Origin of the sequence: Brevibacterium gallinarum (assembly GCF_014836885.1) — a bacterium.
In the GTDB taxonomy this organism is placed as follows: domain Bacteria; phylum Actinomycetota; class Actinomycetes; order Actinomycetales; family Brevibacteriaceae; genus Brevibacterium; species Brevibacterium gallinarum.
The window spans coordinates 362875-382952 of record NZ_JACSPY010000002.1; the positions used below are offsets into that span (position 1 = coordinate 362875).

Below are 20078 nucleotides of genomic sequence, written 5' to 3' on the forward strand. Positions count from 1 at the left end.
GAACCACCCAGTTCCCAACCCACGAAATGTGAGTCCATGACCGCAAGCGTCCAGGTGCCCGATCTCGCTGAGGATCCAGCGGCGAAGACGGCCAAACGCAGCTCCGGATCCGGCCTGGGGAGGTACATCCTCATCCGGTTCCTGCTCATCATCCCGACCGTGTGGATCCTCACCACACTGGTGTTCTTCCTCATGCGCATCACCGGTGACCCGATCACCGCCGCCCTCGGCGGGCGCCTGACCCAGGCGCAGCTGGCCGAGCGCGTCGCCGCCGCCGGTTACGACCGGCCGCTGCTCGTGCAGTACTTCGAATACCTCGGAAACATGCTGCGCGGCGACTTCGGCACCACCCTGTCGGACAACCGCCCGGTCACCTCGATCCTCATGACCTACGGGGCCGCGACGCTGGAGCTCGTGTTCTTCGCGCTCATCGTCGCGCTGCTGCTCGGCATCCCGCTCGGCATGATCGCCGCCCGCTTCCGCGACACCTGGCCCGACGCCACCCTGCGCGTGCTCGCCATCCTCGGCTACGCCACCCCGGTGTTCTTCGCCGGCCTCATCCTCAAGCTCATCTTCGGGGTGATCTTCCCGATCCTGCCGATCGCCGGCCGTGCAAGCTCCTCGACTGAACTCGTTATGGGCGGCGTGGTCGCACCCACCCGCATCTACTTCATCGACGCGCTGCGGATCGGCGACATGGCCGCCTTCACCGACGTCATGAGCCACGCCGTGCTGCCGGCGATCGCACTCGGCCTGCTCACCGGCGGCACCTTCCTCCGCCTCGTGCGCACCAACCTCATCGGCACACTCGGCCAGCAGTACATCGAATCCGGCCGCTCCCGAGGCGTCTCCGAGTTCCGGCTCGTGACTCGCCACGCCTACCGGCCGGCCCTCATCCCGATCATCACCGTCATGGGCATGCAGATCGCGCTCATGCTCGCCGGTGCGGTGCTGACGGAGACGACGTTCGAATGGAAGGGACTGGGCTTCCAGCTCGCCCACTATCTCACCGCCCGCGACTTCGTCGCCGTACAGGGCATCGTCGTGATGCTCGCCGTCATCGTCGCGGTGACGAACTTCATCGTCGACATCATCGCCGCCCTCATCGACCCGCGAGTGAGGTACTGATGACCCACCCAACCGATCGCACGAACGACAGCACCGGCAGCGCACACGCCGCCACCGGTGCCCGCGCAGCCGGCGCCTCGGGCGCAGGGACCGGCCAGACCGGCGCCTCGGGCGCGGGGACCGGCCAGACCGGCGGCGCCTCGGGCGCGGGGACCGGCCAGACCGGCGCCTCGGGCGCGGGGACCGGCGGCTCGCAGCGGCATTGGACTTCGCGGGTGCCGGTCATCAGCCACCTTAAGCAGTCCGTCGGGCTGCAGCGCGGCATGCTCATCGCAGGCCTCGTCATGTGCGCGATCGTGCTGCTGACCGCCCTGCTCGCCCCGCTGCTGGCCCCCTACGGGTTCAATCAGCTTGCCGACGAGGCCGGGCGCTTCGGCGCCCAGCAGCCGCCGAGCTCCAAGCACTCATGGGGCACCACCGTCGGTGGATTCGACGTGCTCTCCCGCGTCATCTGGGGCGCGCGTACGGCCGTGTTCGTCATCGTCGTCGCCGTGCTCATGTCGATCTTCCTCGGCGTCATCCTCGGGCTCGTCTCCGGCTACATCGGCGGCTGGCTCGATAGGATCCTCGTCGTCGTCGCCGATGCCATCTACGCTTTCCCGACTCTGCTGCTGGCGATTGTCATGACGATTGTCATCTCCGGCGGGCAGTCCAACGTCATCGGCGGCGTGTTCGCCGCAGCGATCTCGATCACCGTCGTGTTCATCCCACAGTACTTCCGGGTGGTACGCGCCGAGACCGTGCGGCTGAAGGCCGAGCCCTTCGTCGAGGCTGCCCAGGTCATCGGCGTGTCGAAGACGCGGATCGTGGCCCGCCACATCTACCGCAACGCCACCCGCAATCTGCCGCTCATCTTCACGCTCAACGCCTCCGAGGCGATCCTCACCCTGGCAGCCCTCGGCTTCCTCGGCTTCGGCATCGAGCCGACCTCGGCCTCCGAGTGGGGATATGACCTGAACAAAGCACTGGCCGACGTCACCTCCGGCATCTGGTGGACCTCCGTGTTCCCCGGCACCGCCATCGTCATGACGGTGCTGGGCATCACGCTCGTCGGCGAGTCCATCAACGACCTCAACGACCCCCGGCTGCGCGTGCGCAGGAAGAAGGCCCGCGCAAAGAAGGTGGAGAACGCATGACAGACGACAGCCACACCCCAGCCACTGGTGCCGGCGGCGGCCACGGGGCCACCGCCTCGGGCACGGGACGCGAGCCGCTGCTTAGCATCGAGGACCTCGACATCACCTTCGCCACCGACGGCGGTGACGTGCACGCCGTCAACGACCTCTCGCTCGCCGTCGCACCCGGCGAAGTGCTTGCGATCGTCGGCGAATCCGGCTCCGGCAAGACCGTGACCGCCAAGTCGATCCTGCGCCTGCTGCCGGAGACCGCGACCGTCGGCGGGGCGATCGTCGTCTCCGGCGCCGACGTCGTGACCGCCAGTCGCGAGCAGCTGCGCGAACTGCGCGGCAGGTCCGCCTCGATGGTGTTCCAGGAGCCTTCGACCGCCCTCAACCCCGTGTTCACCGTCGGCTGGCAGATCGCCGAGGGCCTGCGCGTGCACAATCCCAAGATGAACCGGAAGGAGCTGCGCGCCCGCGTCGTCGAGGCGATGGAGAAGGTCGGCATCCCCAACGCGTCTGAGCGCTACGACTACTACCCGCACCAGTTCTCCGGCGGCCAGAAGCAGCGCATCGTCATCGCGATGGCGCTCGCGCTCGGGGCGAAGCTCATCATCGCCGACGAGCCGACCACCGCCCTCGACGTCACCGTGCAGGCCGAGATCCTCGACCTGCTGCGCGATCTGCGCGATGAGATGGACACCGCGATCGTGCTCATCACCCACAACATGGGCGTCGTCGCCGACCTCGCCGACCGCGTGGCCGTCATGTACCGCGGCGACCTCGTCGAGACCGCCGATGTGCAGACACTCTTCGCCGAGCCTCGCGAGGACTACACGCGCAGTCTGCTCGCCGCCGTGCCCCGTCTGACCTCGGTGTCCGAGCGCAAAGCCGGCGGGCTGGATGCCGAGGCGGCCCGCGGTACGGGAGCCGGTGCTGATACGGTTGCCCGCGCGTCGGGGGCCGGGGCTGCTGGGTCGGCCACCGCCTCGGGGGTGGCCACCGGAGCCGAGGCGGGGCGCACCCGCCCGGACGCCGCACCGATCGTCGTGGCCCGAAACCTGGAGATCGTCTACCCCGGCGGCATCGGCAAGCCCGACTTCACCGCCGTTGACGGGGTCAGCTTCGAGATCCGCCCTGGTGAGGTGTTCGGTATGGTCGGCGAGTCCGGCTCCGGCAAGACGACCATCGGGCGTGCGATCGCCGGACTGACGAAGGCCACCGGCGGCTCGCTCACCGTGTTCGGCCACGAGATGGTCGGGTTCAAGGAGCGGAAGTTCAAGCCGCTGCGCAAGCGCATCGGATTCGTCTTCCAGGACCCGGCGGCGTCCTTCAACCCGCACCTGAGCATCGGCGAGTGCGTCGCTGAGCCGATCGCCGTGCACCAGCCGGACATGTCCGCTCACGACCGCCGCCAGCGCACCCGCGAGCTGCTCGAAGCCGTCCAGCTGCCCGAGGCCTACGCCGAACGGTACCCGCACGAGCTCTCCGGCGGTCAGCGCCAGCGCGCCTCGCTCGCCCGCGGCATCGCGCTCAACCCCGAGCTGCTCATCGCCGACGAGCCCACCAGCGCCCTCGACGTGTCCGTCCAGGCGCGCGTGCTCGAGCTCTTCGCCGAGCTGCAGGAGCGGTTCCACTACGCCGCACTGTTCATCAGCCACGACCTCGCCGTCGTCGACATGCTCTCCGACCGCATCGGCGTGCTCTTCCACGGCCGCCTGCTCGAAGAGGGCACCGGCGCGCAGGTGCTCGGCAGCCCGCAGCACGACTACACCCGCAAGCTCATCGCCTCGCTGCCCGTGCCCGACCCCGTCGAGCAGGCCAAGCGCCGCGAACTCGCCCGCGAGATCCGCGCCCGCGTGTAGGAGAAGGGTGGGCCTGTGGGGCCTGTGGGGCCTGTGGGGCTCGGATCCTCGGCGGGTTCTGCTTGGTTCGAGCGACACGTCGGGCCCGCCTGCTCAACGTGACCGGCTCCGTCGTTTTCGACGGGGCCGGTTTCGTGTTGTGGGGGCGCGGGGCGGGGTGCCCGGACGACGGGGGGCCGAGGCAGTGGTTGGCGTTCCCGAGGTGGGGTTGCGTTTGCAGGGCGGGTTGCCGCCGTTCCCGAGGTGGGGGTGTTTGCGGGGTGGGGTGGGTTGTCCGTGGCTGGTGGCAGACTGGAACCAGGACCCGCAGCAGGCACATGTTTATGTGAGTTGCATGTGAACACAGTCGAAACTATTGTCACAGCATATCGAACACGCCTAGACTTGAAACCAGAACGATCGCGGTAGATCACAAGGAGGTGACCGCGATGCTCGTCGAAGAACAGGTCATCACACCCCGCCGCAACGACACGGTGGCCGATACCTCTGACTTCGCTGACTGCCTCTACCGGCTCCGATCCACCTACCAGGGCATCGACCAGCAGCGGATGACAGGGCTGGGGTTCCTCTTCGATGCCTTCCTCGCCCGCACCGCCTCCGATTCACCCGAGGACGTGACAGTCCAGGTCGATGCGGTTCGTGAACTGGCAGCCGATCCCCGTGCGCTGGGACGGGCGGATCGTGACGGTACGGATTACCGGAACGAAGCCCAGCAGCGCCGGGATGCGTATGCCTGGCTGGTCGAACGGACTTCGTCGACGTCACTGATGCACATGGCAGATGCCCTCGACACCACCGTCAAACAGGTCCGGTCACGTGTGCAGGCTGCTGCGGCAGGGCTTGTCGGGCTGCCGGCCTTCACGGCCCAAGCCCGTGCCGGGGTGATCGGCTATGACAGGTATCTTCACGGGGCGACACGAGCTGCGAGCCTGGAGCCTGAGTATCTGGCGGACTTCGATGCCGGGCTGGCGCGGATCCGGGTATCGGATATGACGGCGTTCAAGTGCGCTGTCAGCCAGCTGATTTCTACTCTTGTCACGCGTGAACAACGAACCAGGCAGGTTCGGGATCGTCGCGCCGTGGAGACCTATTACGAACCCCACGGACTCGAGATCCTCATCGCCCGCGGACCATCTCATCAGATCGCTCTCTTAGAAGCACGGCTGGCTGGCATGGCACGCTCGGTGATCAAAGGACTCGGGCAGCCGCTCGGAGTACCTGAGAATCATGAGATCGTCGACCAGCGGGGCATGGGTGAGCTGATGTTCGACTTCCTCACCGGCAGCCAGCCTGCAGGGACACTGACCACCCAGCCTGTCGACGGTGACTCCACCCCAGGCCGGGTCGGTGACTCCACCCCAGGCGGGCTCGATAGATGCATTGTAGAAGCGGCGAACTCCGCAGGCATCGATATCGATGCCACCGCTGAGAAGATCGCCGACACGCTAGCCGAAACAGGTGTCCAGTGCCCTGTCGATGGCCAGTGGCTCAAACGCCAAGCCCGCATCACCATCACCGTCCCAGCACTGACTCTCCTCGATGAGAACACCGGCGAAGACGATGATGCTCGTGTGCCGGGGATGGTCAACGGTCACCCCATCGCACCTGAAACCGCCCGCCAGCTGACCGGTACTGGGCATCCGACGGTCTACCGGATCCTGACCGACCCGACCGATGGCACCGCACTCGATCATGCCGCCGAAACCTACACGATCCCCGAGAAGATGAGGATCGCGCTCGTGGAGAAATGGCAGTTCTGCACACTGCCCGGATGCCACAGATCAGCAGTCAAAGCAGAACTCGACCACATCGAACCGTTCAACCACGAAGACCCCGGACGAGGCGGACCCACCAGTATGGGGAATCTTCACCCGCTGTGCCGGGAACACCATCAGATGAAAACCGACGACAGACTCCGCGTCACCCGCCAGTCAGAGACCGGGATGCTGACCTGGATGCTGCCCGGCGGCCACCAACTGAAAGCCAGACCACCGACGAATCCCATCGGACAGACGCACGCCCAACAACTCCTCAATCTCACGACCTAGACCGCACCGCCACCGACGACCTAACCGAAACGGACGACCTACCCGAAACGACAGCCAGTCGTTTCACTCCCAGCGCTGCCTGCAACACCACCGCAGTGACAGAACGATGTTTGATAACCACATAGTGTCGGGCCCTGCTGCCCACATGAGACGATGAGCCGCATGGAAACTCTTGCCATCATCGGCGCCGGCCTGGCCGGAACCGAATGTGCCCGCGCCTACGGGGGTGCCGGTGGAGCCGCAGACGTCATCCTCATTGATCCGCGCTCAGTTCCCAGCGAACTCCCGCCCTTGTCGAAGACCCTCTTCGCCGACGAGCTCAACCATGTGCCTCTCCAACGACCAGACGGCATCCGCCTGATCGAAGGAGAAGTGACCAAGGTGGAGGCTCACGGCCGGGGACTGCATCTGGCCGACGGTCAGCGCATCGACTGCAGCGCTCTCGTCGTGGCCGCAGGCCTGCGGGCGCGACGCCCGCAGACCGAGCTGCCAGGCGGACCGGTCCACACCATCCGCAGCGCGGCCGACGCTGAAGCCATCCGCGCGGCAACAGGCGACAACGCAGACATCGGCGTCCTCGGATCCGGTTACCTTGCTCTCGAAGCAGCCCGCAGCGCAGCCGACGCCGGCCACCGCGTCACGGTGTACCTGCGCGGAGACCGCCCGCTCATCGGACGGCACCACAAGACAATCGGCCGCGCACTCATGGACCGGCATGCCGAAGCCGGTGTCAACTTCCTCCTCGACGCCGACCCAAGCGACTACACCGCGCACGACGTCTGGATCGCCGCAATCGGCGGTGCGGCACTCACGGCCACCCTGCCTGAAGAGTGGGACCGCGACGGCAGCGGTCACCTCCTCGTCGACGGCAGCCTCCGGCTCACCATCGACGGGAAACCCGCCGAGAACGTATGGGCCATCGGTGATATTGCCCACCTTGCCGGCGGCCCACTGGCCGATGCCGGCCCGATGGAATCCGAAGCAGCCGCAGCCTCGCAGGGGACATGGCTGGGGGAACAGCTCGCAGCCGGCAGCCCCGACGCAGAATGGAACGACGTGCCATGGCACTGGAGCTTCCAAGGCCCCGAACGTGTCTTCGCCGCAGGCCGGGTCACCGGCACGGGCACCGCGATCGTCAGCGGAGACGAACAGTCCGGACGCTTCCAGGTGCTGCACTTCAGCGACGGGATGCTGTGCGGGGCCGAGACACTCAACCAACCGCCCGCTCACAACGCGGCCCGGAAGATTCTGGCCCTGCCGGCAGCCGACCGGCCCACCACCTCGGACGCGGCTGGCGGAGACCTCGATCTGCGCGCCTGGGTGCGCCGACTGCGCAGCTAGGCGCCCGGCCTCGTACACTGCTAAGAGCGGGGCTGATTACAATGTGTCTGTTCCGCACTGATCCTGTAACCGACGAAGGGCGTTCTGCGCACCATGAGCATGCCTGAGATGGCGGCGAAGTACTCACTCGACAGAGTTGGTGCCCGCCCGCCGCTGAGCCACTACCTGAAAGAGGTATGGCGGCGGCGCGACTTCATCTTCAGCCTCGCGAAGTTCCGCATCCAAAGCGAGAACGAGCGCAACCGCCTCGGAATGCTGTGGGTGCTGCTGCGGCCGATCTTCTCCGCGCTCATCTACGGCCTCGTCTTCGGCCTCGTGCTCGGGTCCATGCGGCCGGAGGGATTCGTCCCCTACGTCATCATCGGCGTCTTCCTGCTGGAGTTCTTCAACTCCTCGATGAACGGCGGCGCCAAGTCGATCATCTCCAACTCCGCGCTCGTGCAGTCCCTGCCGTTCCCGCGCCTCGTCCTGCCGGTCTCAACGGTGCTGCAGAACCTGCTCAACTTCGTGCCGACCCTGGCGCTCATGATCATCCTGACGATGCTGTGGGGTGCCAGGCCGGAGTTCAGCTGGTTCCTGCTCATTCCCCTCGTGCTCATCTTCTGGGTCTTCAACCAGGGCGTGGCCCTCATCTTCGCCCGCCTGACCGTCCACCTGCGCGACCTCAGCCAGCTCGTGCCCTACATCTCCCGCATGATCTTCTACACCTCCGGCGTCTTCTTCGACCCGGCGACGGTCCTCGACAAGTACCCGGCCATTGCGGCCGTCTACGACTGGCATCCGCTCTACGAGGTGCTCGCCATCGCCCGCGGCATCCTGCTGCCGGAGTACGAGATCCCCGTCGACTTTTGGTGGAAGCACGCCATCTGGGCCGTTGTCATCCTGTGCATCGGCATCGTCTTCTTCTGGAAAGCTGAGGAGCGATATGGCCGAGACGATTGAGCACCGCACCTACGACGGCAACCGTCCCGAAGACGGCCAGCCCGTCGTCATCGTCGACGACCTCTACGTCGACTTCAAGACCCTGGCCACCGGCAAGCGCCTGACTCCCGGCTCAGCCAAGGGCCTGCTGCAGCGCGGCCGTGAGCTGCGCACCGTCCACGCCCTCAAGGGCGTGTCCTTCACCGCCTACGCCAACGAGTCGATCGGCATCATCGGCACCAACGGTTCGGGCAAGTCGACACTCATGCGCACCATCACCGGACTCACCCCGCCCACCAAGGGAGCCGTCTACGCGAAATCACGGCCGAACCTCCTCGGCGTCGGTGCCGCACTCATGAGCGACCTGTCCGGTTCGCGCAACATCATCCTCGGCGGGCTCGCGATGGGCATGACGCGTGAGGAGATCGAGTCGAAGTACGACGAGATCGTCGAATTCACCGGCCTCGGCGACTTCATCGACATGCCGATGCGCACCTACTCATCCGGTATGTCCGCGCGCCTGAAGTTCGGCATCGCCACCGCCAAAGAGCACGAGATCCTCATCGTCGACGAAGCCCTGTCCGTCGGCGACCGCGACTTCCAGAAGCGCTCAGAAGCCCGGATCCGCGGCATCCGCGAGAAGGCCGGCACAGTCTTCCTCGTCTCCCACTCGATGCGCTCGATCCGCGACACCTGCAACCGCACCATCTGGATCGAGAAGGGCGAGCTGCTCGCCGATGGGGACACCGACGCCGTCGTGAAGGAGTACGAGCAGCACAAGTGAGAGCAGACCTCGCCCCCGCGACACTGCCAGCCCTGCCGGCCGAGCCGGGCGTGTCGTTCATCATGCCGGTGCTCAACGAAGCCGAGCACCTGGCCGCAGCCGTCGACACGATCCTCGCCCAGGGCTACCCCGGCCCCAAGGAGGTCGTGCTCGCCCTCGGCCCCTCAGCCGATGACACGACCGCCATCGCCGAACGCCTCGCCGCCGCCGATCAGCGGATCCGCCTCGTGCACAACCCCGCCGGCGACACCCCGACGAGCCTCAACCTCGCCGTCGCCGCCACCCGCCACCCGGTCATCATCCGCGTCGACGCCCACTCCGAGCTCAGCGCCGACTACACCGCCACCGGCATCGCCGTGCTGCGCGAAACCGGTGCCGCCAACTGCGGCGGGCTCATGGTCGCCCGCGGCCGCACCGCCCTGCAGAAGGCCGTCGCCCGCGCCTACATGTCCCGCATCGGCCTCGGCGGGCCGGCCTACCACGCCGGCGACGAAGCCCAGGACGCCGAATCCGCCTACCTCGGCATCTACCGCCGCGAAGTCTTCGACCGCCTCGGCGGCTTCGACACCACCCTGCGCCGCGGCCAGGACTGGGAGCTCAACCTGCGCATCCGCGAAGCCGGCGGCCGGGTCCGCTTCGACCCGCGCCTGCAGGTGACCTACTGGCCGCGCGCCGCATACCGCAAAGTCGTCCAGCAGTTCTACGCCACCGGCACGTGGCGCGCCGAGATCGTCCGCCGCTACGGCGCGAAGAACTCCCCGCGCTACTTCGCGCCCCCGCTGCTCGTCCTCGGCACCGCAGCAGCCGCCGCCGGCGCCGTCGCCGAGGCCTCAGGCACCCTGCGACTGGCTCCCGTACCTGTCCGCGTGCTCGGGCGGGCGAGCTTCGCACCCGTGGCCGCATACGCGGCAGGGATCCTCGGCGTGGCGGCCACTGCCCGTGACTGTGCGCCCGGTGAGCGGGCGTGGTTCGCCGCGATCGTGCCGACGATGCACCTGAGCTGGGGTGCCGGATTCCTGCGCGGCACCGTCACCGGAGCCGAGCAGACCGTCGATCGGAGTCGCACATGACGAAGACCCCCGAAGGCTGGACACCGGTCCCCGAACAGCCTGAGCGCAAGAACTCGCCGATGGTGTTCATCGCCCTCGGCATCGCCGCCATCGCCGTGCTCGGCCTCGTAACCTTCAACATGCTCAGCCCCGCGAAGTCCCTGACCGTCGCAAGCCTCAACAGCCCCGTCGTCGCCGCCCTGCAGGGCGGTTCAACGCTCTACCCGGCCAACTCGAAGGAGGCGCTGGCCGAGGACGTGAAGTTCGGCTACCTGCCGGCCGTCGACCTCGCCCGCACCGCCGACGGCACCCTCGTACTCGCCGACCCCGACGCTGAACCTCAGGCCCTCGGACTTGAGAAGCCGGTCGATGAGACCGACGACGCGACCTTCGCCGAGGCGGCGATCGCCCCCGCACCGGACTCCGAGCGCACCGGCACGACGCTGACGTGGGCGAAGGCGCTGGAGGACTTCGGCAGCGCAACCGTCCTCATGCCCGCCGTCGACGCCGACACCATCGGCGAAGTCATCACCACCGCCGAGGAGACTGGCCGCACCGACGGGATCATCGTCCGCAGCGACGACCCCGCTGTTCTCACGCAGGCCGGTGAAGCCGGCCTCACTGCGCTATTCGACGGTGAGGCTCAGGGCCCCGATGCCGTCGACGCGCCGATGGCCGCCGTCCCGGCCGACGCTGAGAACCTCGACGAGTGGTTCGCCAGCGACGTGAAGACGTGGGTGACCGGTGTCGCCACCGAGAAGCAGCTCGGCGAGCTCGCCTCTGCCGGAGCCTACGGCGCGCTTGCCGACAACCCGTTCACCATCCAGCCCTCAGCCGTCAAGACCGACTGAAGCGACCACACCAGGAGACGTGATGAACCAGCCGCTCGGAAACCCCTCGCACATCGGCAATCTGTCCGCTGACCAGATCGGCCCGCAGCCGACCTTCCTGCCCGCCGACCACCCCGACGCCGAGGCGCGGGAGCGGATGACCGCCGGTGAGGAGGCCGCCGACGTCGTCAGCGACCTGCCCGCCAGCTGCCTCGCCTGGGCGGTCCTCGCCGATGAAGCCTACGACGAGGGCCGGACCGTCGACTCCTACGCCTACGCCCGCGTCGGCTACCACCGCGGCCTCGACGCCCTGCGCCAGGCCGGCTGGCGAGGCGCCGGGCCGATCCCGTACTCCCACGAGATGAACCGCGGCTTCCTCCGCTCCCTCTACGCACTCGGCCGGGCGGCAGCGACCATCGGCGAAGGCGAGGAAGCGCAGCGCATCGAGCGGTTCCTGCGCGAATCCGACCCCGCAGCAGCCGACCTCATCGCCTCCTCCGACAGCCTGTGACGAGAGGGTCCTGCCCGCCCGGTGTGACCAGGGGCTCGCGTAGACTGGCTGAGTAACGGCAGTCAAGCAAGGAGAACTCCTCGATGCCAGCACTCGTTGTCGTCGGCGCCCAGTGGGGCGACGAAGGTAAAGGCAAGACCACCGACATCCTCGGCACCCGCGTCGACTATGTCGTCAAGCCCAACGGCGGCAACAACGCCGGCCACACCGTCGTCGTCGGCGGGGAGAAGTACGAACTCAAGCTGCTGCCGGCCGGCATCCTCTCACCCAACGTCACACCGGTGATCGGCAACGGCGTCGTCGTCAACCTCGAAGCCCTCTTCGAGGAGATCGAGATGCTCGAATCCCGCGGAGCCGACACCTCGGCGCTGCGGATCTCCGCCAACGCCCACGTCGTCGCCCCCTACCACCAGACGATGGACAAGGTCACCGAGCGGTTCCTCGGCAAGCGCGCGATCGGCACCACCGGCCGCGGCATCGGCCCGGCCTATGCCGACAAGGTCTCGCGCATCGGCATCCGCATCCAGGATCTGTTCGACGAATCGATCCTCAGGCAGAAGGTCGAGGGCGCGCTGCGGCAGAAGAACGAACTGCTGCTCAAGGTCTACAACCGCCGCGCCGTCGAGGTCGAGGAGACCGTCGAGTACTTCCTGCAGTACGCCGAACGGCTGCGCCCCATGGTGTGCGACACCTCGCTGCTGCTGGGCGAGGCGCTCGACGCCGGTGAGGTCGTCGTGATGGAAGGCGGCCAGGCGACGATGCTCGACGTCGACCACGGCACCTACCCGTTCGTCACCTCATCGAACCCGAGTGCTGGCGGCGCAGTGATCGGCGCCGGCATCGGCCCGACCCGCATCACCCGCGTCATCGGCATCGTCAAGGCCTACACCACCCGTGTGGGCGCCGGGCCGTTCCCGACTGAGCTGTTCGACGAGATGGGCGTGCGGCTGCAGAAGACCGGCGGCGAATACGGCGTCAACACCGGCCGGCCGCGCCGCTGCGGCTGGTACGACGCGGTCATCGCCCGCTACGCCGCCCGCGTCAACGGCTTCACCGACTACGTGCTCACCAAACTCGACGTGCTCACCGGCATCGAGGAGATCCCGGTATGCGTGGCCTACGAGATCGACGGAGTGCGCCACGACGAGATGCCGGCAAGCCAGTCCGACTTCCACCACGCCAAGCCGATCTTCGAGACCTTCCCCGGCTGGGACGAGGACATCTCGGTGGCCCGCAGCTTCGAAGAGCTGCCCGAGAACGCGCAGAACTACGTGCTCGCCCTCGAGCGGCTCTCCGGCTGTCGGATCTCCGTCATCGGCGTCGGACCCGACCGTGAGCAGTCGATCGTCCGACACGAACTGCTCGACTGATCACAGGCGCGAGCCGGCGATCTCGGCTCCCCGTGCGAGTGCCTCGAGCTTGGCGACTGCGATCTCCGGATGCACCCGCCCGCCGAGCCCGCAGTCGGTTGAGGCGACGACGTTGTCCGGGCCGACGAGCCGGGCGAAGCGCTCGATCCGGTCGGCGACCAGCTCGGGGTGCTCGACGACGTTCGTGGCATGGGAGACGATGCCGGGGATGATGTACTTGCCGTCCGGCAGCGTCGTGTCCTCCCAGATCCGCCACTCATGCTCATGGCGGACATTGGCGGCCTCGAAGGTGATCCCAGCAGCATTGATCGAGAGCACCAGGTCGACGATCTCTGCGAACGGCAGATCGGTGACATGCGGGCCATGCCATGAACCCCAGCACGTGTGGAAGCGGACCTGCTGCGGGTCGATGCCGCGCAGCGCATAGTTGAGCGCCTCGACACGGATCTGCGTGAACGCCCGGTAGTCCTCATAGCTGGGCTCCGGGTTGATCTGGTCGAAGTTCTCCGCGATCGACGGGTCATCGATCTGCACGATGAGGCCGGCCTCGGTGATCGCGAGGTACTCCTCGCGCAGCACATCGGCGAACGCCCAGATGAGCTCCTCCTCCGTCTCATAGTGCTCATTGGCGATCCGGGAGGCCGAACCCGGTGAGAGCGAGTTGAGGAACCCGCGCGAGACCTCGTAGCCGGCCTGTTCGAGGCCGGCGGTGACATTGCGGATATCGCGGGCGACCTGCTCGTGGCCGGTGTAGCTGATCGGGCCGGTGACCTTCGGGAAGTCCGGCTGTTCACCGGTATCGGCGCCACCGGCGGGATCCGAGTAGACACCGGGGAACAGCTGCCGGTCACGCCGGTCCCCGAAGCTCGTCAGCCGCACCTGACCCGGCTGGGAGCGCACCGCCGGCTGCTCCCACAGCCCCTGCTCCGACAGTGACAGACCACCGGTGCGGGCGAACGAATAATGCCACCACGCCCCGTAGTCGAAGTCGGCGGCCATCGCATGGCCGTACTCGCCGTCGTTGGGTTCGGTGATGCCCAGGGCGCGCTGCCGGGCCACGATGTCGACGACACTCTCCGTCAGCAGCTCGTCGAACGCCTCGGCGCCGGTGTCCTCATCACGGCGGGCTCGATTGGCGGCGATGAGCGCCTCGGTGCGAGGCAGAGAGCCGGCGTGGCTCGTGCGGATCGTAGTCATTGAAGCTCCTTTCAGACAGTGTGGTCTCTCAGAGTCGAACACACGCGCAGCGTGTCGTATGCGCCGAACGTCATATGGCGACGCATGTGCCGCGCTGTCCGGCCCGAACGGGCGTTCTGAGTCAAATGTCCGTAACGAATCAGCCTTCAAGGCCGTCTGTCTGCAAAGGCGTCGGACCCCTGTGAGATAGTTAACAGGTCATGCTCAGCTTGGGATAGGTTGAGCTCGTTGAGCGGCCGCGCACAGAGGGGTGTGCGGCCCTCTCGCAGAGGAGGAGAACATGCGGATCAAGCGCATGGCCGTGGGCTTCACGGCAGCATCGGCGGCACTGGCACTGGCAGCCTGCGGAGGCGGCAACAGCGGCGGCGAAGGAGGAGAGGGCGGTGACGGCGGCGGCCAGGAGTCCTACACAGTCGGCATCACCCAGATCGTCCAGCACCCAGCGCTTGACGCTGCAGCAGAGGGCTTCAAGAAGGGCATGGAGGACGCCGGCGTCGACGTCGAGTACGACGAGCAGAACGCCCAGGGCGACCAGTCCAACGCGACCTCGATCGCCCAGAACTTCGCCTCCCAGGACCTCGACCTCGTGCTGGCGATCGCCACCCCGACCGCACAGGCCGCAGCCCAGGCGATCTCCGATAAGCCCATCGTCTTCACCGCGGTCACCGACCCGGTCGAAGCGCAGCTCGTCGACAGCCTGGAGAAGCCCGGCGGCAACGTCACCGGCACCACCGACCTCAACCCGGTCGCCGAACAGCTCGAGCTGGTCAAGAAGATCAACCCCGACGCCACGTCCGTCGGCATCGTGTACAGCTCCGGTGAGGTCAACTCCGAAGTCCAGGTCCAGATGGCCAAGGAAGCCGCCGAGGAGCAGGGCATCGAGATCAAGGAAGCCACCGTCTCGAACTCCGGTGAGGTCTCGCAGGCCGCCGACTCCCTCGGCGACGTCGACGCCTACTACGTCCCGACCGACAACACCGTCGTCTCAGCGATCTCGACGATGGTCCAGGCCGCAGAGAAGAACGAGGCACTGCTCATCGGCTCCGAGGCCGGCCAGGTCGAAGAGGGCGCGGCAGCGACCTACGGCATCGACTACGAGGCCCTCGGCAAGCAGACCGCTGACATGGCGCTCAAAATCCTCAAGGACGGCGAGGATCCCGCCGAGATGGCTGTCGAGCAGCAGTCGGAATACCAGCTGGTCATCAACCCCGAAGCCGCCAAGCGGATGGGCGTTGAGATGGACCAGGAATTCATCGACTCGGCTGACACCGTCGTCGAATGACCGTGCCCATGCGCTGACAGGCGCGTAGGCTGACAGTGCGGGCTGCAGCGAACGGTGCTTCCCCTTCGGACACTCCCGTTCGCTGCAGTCCGCCTCACGACTCGGAGAATCTCACCACACTATGATCGGCGCACTCGAACTCGGCATCATCTACGGCGTCATGGCGCTCGGGGTGTACCTGACGTTCAAAGTCCTCAACTTCCCTGACCTCACCGTCGACGGCAGCTTCACCACCGGAGCGGCCACCGCAGCGGCCCTCATCATCGCCGGGGTCAACCCGATCGTCGCCACCCTCGCCGCCGGCGGGGCCGGCGTGCTCGCCGGCATCATCACCGGGCTGCTGCACACCAAGGGCGGAATCGACGGGCTGCTCGCCGGCATCCTCACGATGATCGCCCTGTGGTCGGTCAACCTGAGGATCATGGGCAAGGCGAACCTGCCGCTGCTGAGAGAGACGACGATCATGACGCCGCTCAAAGAAGAGCGGATCATGGGCACCTGGATGTCGGTGGCGGCCTTCCTGCTCGCCGTGCTGGTGCTCAAGTTCGTCGTCGACTGGTTCCTCACCACGAACCTCGGCCTGGCGATCCAGGCGACCGGCAACAACAAGGAGATGATCCGCTCCCTCGGCGTCAACACCGACAACACGACGATCCTCACCCTTGCCCTGTCCAACGGGCTCGTCGCCGCCTGCGGTGCGATCATCGCCCAGTACCAGGGCTTCGCCGACATCGCGATGGGTGTGGGCCTCATCCTCGTCGGACTCGCCTCGGTCATCGTCGGCCAGGCGCTGCTGGGCTCACGCACGATCGTCATCGCCAGCTTCGCGGCGATCCTCGGCTCGGTCATCTACCGGCTCATCATCTTCTACGCGATGCGCTACGGCCTCAACCCCAACGACATGAAGGCCGTCACCGCGATCCTCGTCGTCGCAGCCCTGCTGCTGCCGCGCTGGGGGCTGCTCAAGAAGATCCCCTCCCTGCGCGGGCGCGGCAACCGCGCACCCGGCCAACTGGCGCCCGAGACACAGCCGGCACCGGTCAAGACACCCGCCACCGCAGCAGAGGGGAGCTGAGCATGCTGAGCATCGAGAACATCTCCAAGACCTTCTTCCCCGGCACCGTCAACGAGCGCCGGGCCCTGCAGAACCTCTCCCTGCACCTGGATGAAGGCGACTTCGTCACCGTCATCGGCTCCAACGGCGCCGGCAAATCGACGCTGCTCAACACGATCTCCGGCCGGCTGCCGGTCGATGCCGGGACCATCACCATCGACAACGTCAAGGTCAACCGGATGAAGGAGTACTCCCGCGCCCGCTATGTCGGCCGGGTGTTCCAGGACCCAATGGCCGGCACCGCACCCGACCTCACCATCGAGCAGAACCTCTCCCTGGCCCTCAACCGGGGACGCCGCCGCGGGCTGGGGCGGGGCCTGACGAAAGCACGCCGGGAGGCGTTCGCCGACGAGCTCACCAGCCTCGACCTCGGGCTCGAACGCCGGCTCAAGGCGAAGGTCGGGCTGCTGTCGGGTGGTCAGCGGCAGGCGCTGTCGCTGCTCATGGCCGGCTTCACCGAACCGCGCATCCTGCTGCTCGACGAGCACACCGCCGCCCTCGACCCCTCGCGGGCGGAGCTGGTGACGAAGCTGACCGAGCGGATCGTCGCCCAGGGCAACCTCACCACCCTCATGGTCACCCACAACATGGAGCAGGCGCTCGCCCTGGGCAATCGGATCATCATGATGCACGAAGGCGACATCATCTACGAAGCCGACGCCGCCACCAAGGAGAAGCTGACGGTCAAGGACCTGCTCGGCGAATTCGCCAAGGTCAAGGGCGCCCAGCTCGACGACCGCGCGCTGCTGACCTGAGTCAAGGCCGCTCCCAGCCTTCGATCGGGCCGGGCCCGAGGCGGAACAGCGGATGGGTGCGCGGGCGCGCGTCGGCAAGCCGGTCGGCGTCGGCAGGGGAGCGGAGCGCGAGTTTGGCAGCGAGATGCTTCGCCTCGAAGTCGAGCTGTCCGGTCGTGACCGGCAGCTGGGCGTGACCGGAGCCATCGTGGATCTTCGTGCGGTCGAACCGGTAGCCGCGGGCATCGGCTTCCTCGGCTAAGCCGGACAGGTACGCACCGATCGCAGCCAGCGGGCCGTCGGCTGCGCGGAAGCGGATCAGCTGCGGGTGGCTGCGGTAGCCGGTGGTCAGCCCTGCGAGCACCTTCTGCGCCAGCAACGCCTCACGCCAGCAGGCGATGAGGCCCTGCCGGTCGAGGTGCGCCGGATGCAGCGACCACAGTCTCATCGTGAACCCGGGGTGAATCTGCGCATCCACGGCCACCACGTCGCCCGGCCCAGATCGTAGAACAGGCCGGGGACGAGCAGTGAGCGCACGACGATCGCATCGAGCAGCACACCGAAGGCGACGATGAACGCCAGCTGGACAAGGAACATGATCGGCAGCACCGCAAGGGCTGCGAACGTCGCCGCGAGCACGATGCCCGCTGAGGTGATGACCCCGCCGGTGGTGACGAGTCCGCGCACCACCCCGGTGCGGGTGTCACGGGCAGCCATCGACTCCTCGCGGACCCGGGACATGAGGAAGATGTTGTAGTCGATGCCGAGCGCGACGAGGAACACGAACGCGAACAGCGGCACCGTCGGATCCGCACCCGGGAACTCGAAGATGTGGTTGAACACGAGCGCGGAGACGCCCATCGCGGTGCCGAAGCTCAGCACCGTGGTGAACATCAGCAGCAGCGGGGCCAGCAGCGAACGCAGCAGCAGCACGAGCACGATGGTGACGACGATGAGGATGAGCGGCATCGCCAGCGCCCGGTCGTGCTTGGCCGCCTCATTCGAGTCGAGGGCGACCGCCGGCTCACCGCCGACAGCCGTGTCGAGACCGGCATCGGCCAGCGCCTGGCGCATCTCGACGACGGTGTCCTCAGCCTCCTGGGAGTCCGGCGGATCGGCCAGCGTCGCATTGATGAGCACATCGCCGTCGGAGACGATCGGCTCACCAGGCGGACCACCCTGCGGACCGGCATCGGCAGCGGCGTCGCCGAGCGGAATGAACCCGGTGGGCGAGTCAGCGGACAGGTCGAGGGCGTCGATCCCGGAGATCGGGTCGAGGGCGTCGACGGCATCATCGACAGCGTCTTCGTCCAGCAGCACATAGGCAGGGCTGCCGGAACCGGACGGGAAGTGCTGCCCGAGGGCATCCTGGCCGTCGCGGGCCTCCGAGGCGCCGAGCACGAACTCGCTCTGCGGCACGCCATCGGCCTTGAGCTGGGTGATGCCGAGCAGCGGCACAGCCAGCAGCAGCGTGACGGTGATCCACGTGATGCGCGGACGTGCAGTGACAGCAGCGGCGATGCGCGACCACAGACCGTGGTTCTCCTTGGTGCGGCGGCGCTTCCCGCGGCCGGGGATGAACGGCCAGAACACCACCGGGCCGACGGCGAACAGCAGCGCCGGCAGGAACGACAGCGCAGCAGCCAGGCCCATCGCGATGCCGATCGCCGCAACCGGGCCGAGCGCCTGCGTGGAGGCGAGGTCGGAGACGAGCAGGCACAGCAGACCGGCGATGACCGTTCCGCCGGAGGCGAGGATCGGCTCGATCGTGCCCTTCCACGCACGCCACACCGTGCGCCTGCGCTCCGGGCCCGGCGCCTCGGCGGCGGCCGTGAGCTCATCACGGAACCGGGCGACGAAGAGCAGACAGTAGTCCGTCGTCGCACCGACGACGAGGATGAAGAGAATGCCCTGCACCTGCCCGTTGACGGTGATGAACCCGGCGTCGGCGAGCAGATAGACGACGACGATTGACGAGGCCAGCGCCGCCAGCGCCGTCAGCAGCACGAAGACGGGGATGATGGGGGAGCGGTAGACGATGATGAGGATGACGAACACCGCGGCGAACGTGACGATCAGCAGCATCCCGTCGATGCCGGAGAACGCCTCGGTCAGATCTGCGGAGAACCCGGCCGGGCCGGTGACGAAGACCTCGAGGCCATCGGGAGCGGTGTCGGAGGCGAGCTGACGCAGCTCCTCGACTCCCGCCTCGGTGTCGTCCTCGGAGACCGGGACGATGAGCTGGAGGGCCTCGCCGTCATCGGAGGGGATCGGCGGGGAGACGTCATCGACGGCAGCCGATTCCGCATCGGCGGCGAAGTCCTCAGCCCAGGACTGGTCATCGGCTTCGAGCCCGCCGTCGCGGGTGGCGATGATGATCGCCGGAGCGCCCTCCCCGGTCTGGAACTCGCCGAGCCGGTCGGTCACCTTCGTCGACTCCGCCGAGGCGGGCAGGAACGTCGACTGGTCGTTGGTGGCGACCTCGGAGATCTTGCCGAAGTACGGGCCGCCGAGACCCGAGAGCGCCAGCCAGCCGCCGATGAGGGCGAGCACGAGCAGCCAGACCCAGCCGCGGCCGCGCACCTTCGGCTCCTGGGGGCGGGAGGCTGTCAGCAGGCGCGGCTGGCTATTCATATGTTCAGAGTAACAGGCGGAGGGGCACGGCGAGCCCGGTGCATGGCGACAAGGGCACCTGTGATTCCGAAGTGGGCCGGAGTCGCCCTCTGGAGCGTCTCGATGCTGAAGGTGAGGGCGCTGATGGCGCGGCAGGCCGTAGGCTTGAAGGT

The 20078-nt window shown here is 67.3% G+C and carries 17 protein-coding genes; 14 read left to right on the forward strand and 3 right to left on the reverse strand.

The window, feature by feature from the left end; all coding sequences use genetic code 11:
• Positions 1-36 precede the first annotated feature (36 nt).
• From H9634_RS03815 to H9634_RS03865, 11 genes are all read left to right on the forward strand, one after another.
• Positions 37-1128 carry an ABC transporter permease gene (locus H9634_RS03815; RefSeq protein ID WP_191725444.1) on the forward strand — a complete coding sequence of 364 codons (1092 nt, stop codon included), beginning with the start codon at positions 37-39 and terminating at the stop codon, positions 1126-1128.
• Positions 1128-2264 (forward strand): ABC transporter permease, encoded by a 1137-nt coding sequence (locus H9634_RS03820; protein ID WP_191725445.1) that lies wholly within the window; start codon positions 1128-1130, stop codon positions 2262-2264. The genes H9634_RS03815 and H9634_RS03820 overlap by 1 nt, the downstream gene beginning before the upstream one ends.
• Complete coding sequence (locus H9634_RS03825) at positions 2261-4111, forward strand: dipeptide ABC transporter ATP-binding protein (RefSeq protein ID WP_191725446.1); 1851 nt, start codon at positions 2261-2263, stop codon at positions 4109-4111. Before H9634_RS03820 ends, H9634_RS03825 begins: the two co-directional genes overlap by 4 nt.
• A 428-nt stretch (positions 4112-4539) precedes the next feature.
• A complete protein-coding gene (locus tag H9634_RS03830; protein WP_191725447.1) occupies positions 4540-6159 on the forward strand; it encodes an HNH endonuclease signature motif containing protein in 1620 nt (539 codons plus the stop codon).
• 162 nt (positions 6160-6321) lie between these two features.
• Complete coding sequence (locus H9634_RS03835) at positions 6322-7500, forward strand: FAD-dependent oxidoreductase (protein ID WP_191725448.1); 1179 nt, start codon at positions 6322-6324, stop codon at positions 7498-7500.
• Between the two features lie 93 nt (positions 7501-7593).
• Positions 7594-8442 (forward strand): ABC transporter permease, encoded by an 849-nt coding sequence (locus H9634_RS03840; RefSeq protein WP_191725449.1) that lies wholly within the window; start codon positions 7594-7596, stop codon positions 8440-8442.
• A complete protein-coding gene (locus tag H9634_RS03845) occupies positions 8426-9205 on the forward strand; it encodes an ABC transporter ATP-binding protein (RefSeq protein ID WP_191725450.1) in 780 nt (259 codons plus the stop codon). Before H9634_RS03840 ends, H9634_RS03845 begins: the two co-directional genes overlap by 17 nt.
• A gap of 62 nt (positions 9206-9267) precedes the next feature.
• Positions 9268-10275, forward strand: a complete 1008-nt coding sequence (locus tag H9634_RS03850; RefSeq protein ID WP_191725524.1) for a glycosyltransferase family 2 protein — start codon at positions 9268-9270, stop codon at positions 10273-10275.
• Positions 10272-11105, forward strand: coding sequence for a hypothetical protein (locus H9634_RS03855; protein ID WP_191725451.1), 834 nt, complete (start codon positions 10272-10274; stop codon positions 11103-11105). The genes H9634_RS03850 and H9634_RS03855 overlap by 4 nt, the downstream gene beginning before the upstream one ends.
• Before the next feature lie 22 nt (positions 11106-11127).
• Positions 11128-11595 carry a DUF3151 domain-containing protein gene (locus H9634_RS03860; RefSeq protein WP_191725452.1) on the forward strand — a complete coding sequence of 156 codons (468 nt, stop codon included), beginning with the start codon at positions 11128-11130 and terminating at the stop codon, positions 11593-11595.
• An 83-nt stretch (positions 11596-11678) separates the two neighbouring features.
• Positions 11679-12965 carry an adenylosuccinate synthase gene (locus tag H9634_RS03865; protein ID WP_191725453.1) on the forward strand — a complete coding sequence of 429 codons (1287 nt, stop codon included), beginning with the start codon at positions 11679-11681 and terminating at the stop codon, positions 12963-12965.
• Here the strand turns inward: H9634_RS03865 and H9634_RS03870 are convergent, their stop codons facing one another.
• The gene (locus H9634_RS03870; RefSeq protein ID WP_191725454.1) at positions 12966-14162 is read right to left on the reverse strand and encodes a cobalamin-independent methionine synthase II family protein; all 1197 of its coding nucleotides are present in this window, start codon (positions 14160-14162) and stop codon (positions 12966-12968) included.
• Between the two features lie 280 nt (positions 14163-14442).
• Here H9634_RS03870 and H9634_RS03875 point away from each other — a divergent pair, with 280 nt between their 5' ends.
• The 3 genes from H9634_RS03875 to H9634_RS03885 all read left to right on the forward strand — a co-directional run bounded on the left by H9634_RS03875 (position 14443) and on the right by H9634_RS03885 (position 17313).
• Positions 14443-15444, forward strand: coding sequence for an ABC transporter substrate-binding protein (locus H9634_RS03875; protein WP_191725455.1), 1002 nt, complete (start codon positions 14443-14445; stop codon positions 15442-15444).
• Positions 15445-15565: 121 nt separating this feature from the next.
• On the forward strand, positions 15566-16519 hold the full coding sequence (locus tag H9634_RS03880; protein WP_175293757.1) for an ABC transporter permease: 954 nt from the start codon (positions 15566-15568) through the stop codon (positions 16517-16519).
• Between the two features lie 2 nt (positions 16520-16521).
• The gene (locus H9634_RS03885; protein ID WP_191725456.1) at positions 16522-17313 is read left to right on the forward strand and encodes an ABC transporter ATP-binding protein; all 792 of its coding nucleotides are present in this window, start codon (positions 16522-16524) and stop codon (positions 17311-17313) included.
• 1 nt (position 17314) lies between these two features.
• Here the strand turns inward: H9634_RS03885 and H9634_RS03890 are convergent, their stop codons facing one another.
• Both H9634_RS03890 and H9634_RS03895 read right to left on the reverse strand, forming a co-directional pair.
• Positions 17315-17740, reverse strand: a complete 426-nt coding sequence (locus H9634_RS03890; protein ID WP_191725457.1) for a pyrimidine dimer DNA glycosylase/endonuclease V — start codon at positions 17738-17740, stop codon at positions 17315-17317.
• Positions 17737-19926, reverse strand: a complete 2190-nt coding sequence (locus tag H9634_RS03895; RefSeq protein WP_191725458.1) for an MMPL family transporter — start codon at positions 19924-19926, stop codon at positions 17737-17739. Before H9634_RS03895 ends, H9634_RS03890 begins: the two co-directional genes overlap by 4 nt.
• Between the last annotated feature and the right edge of the window lie 152 nt (positions 19927-20078).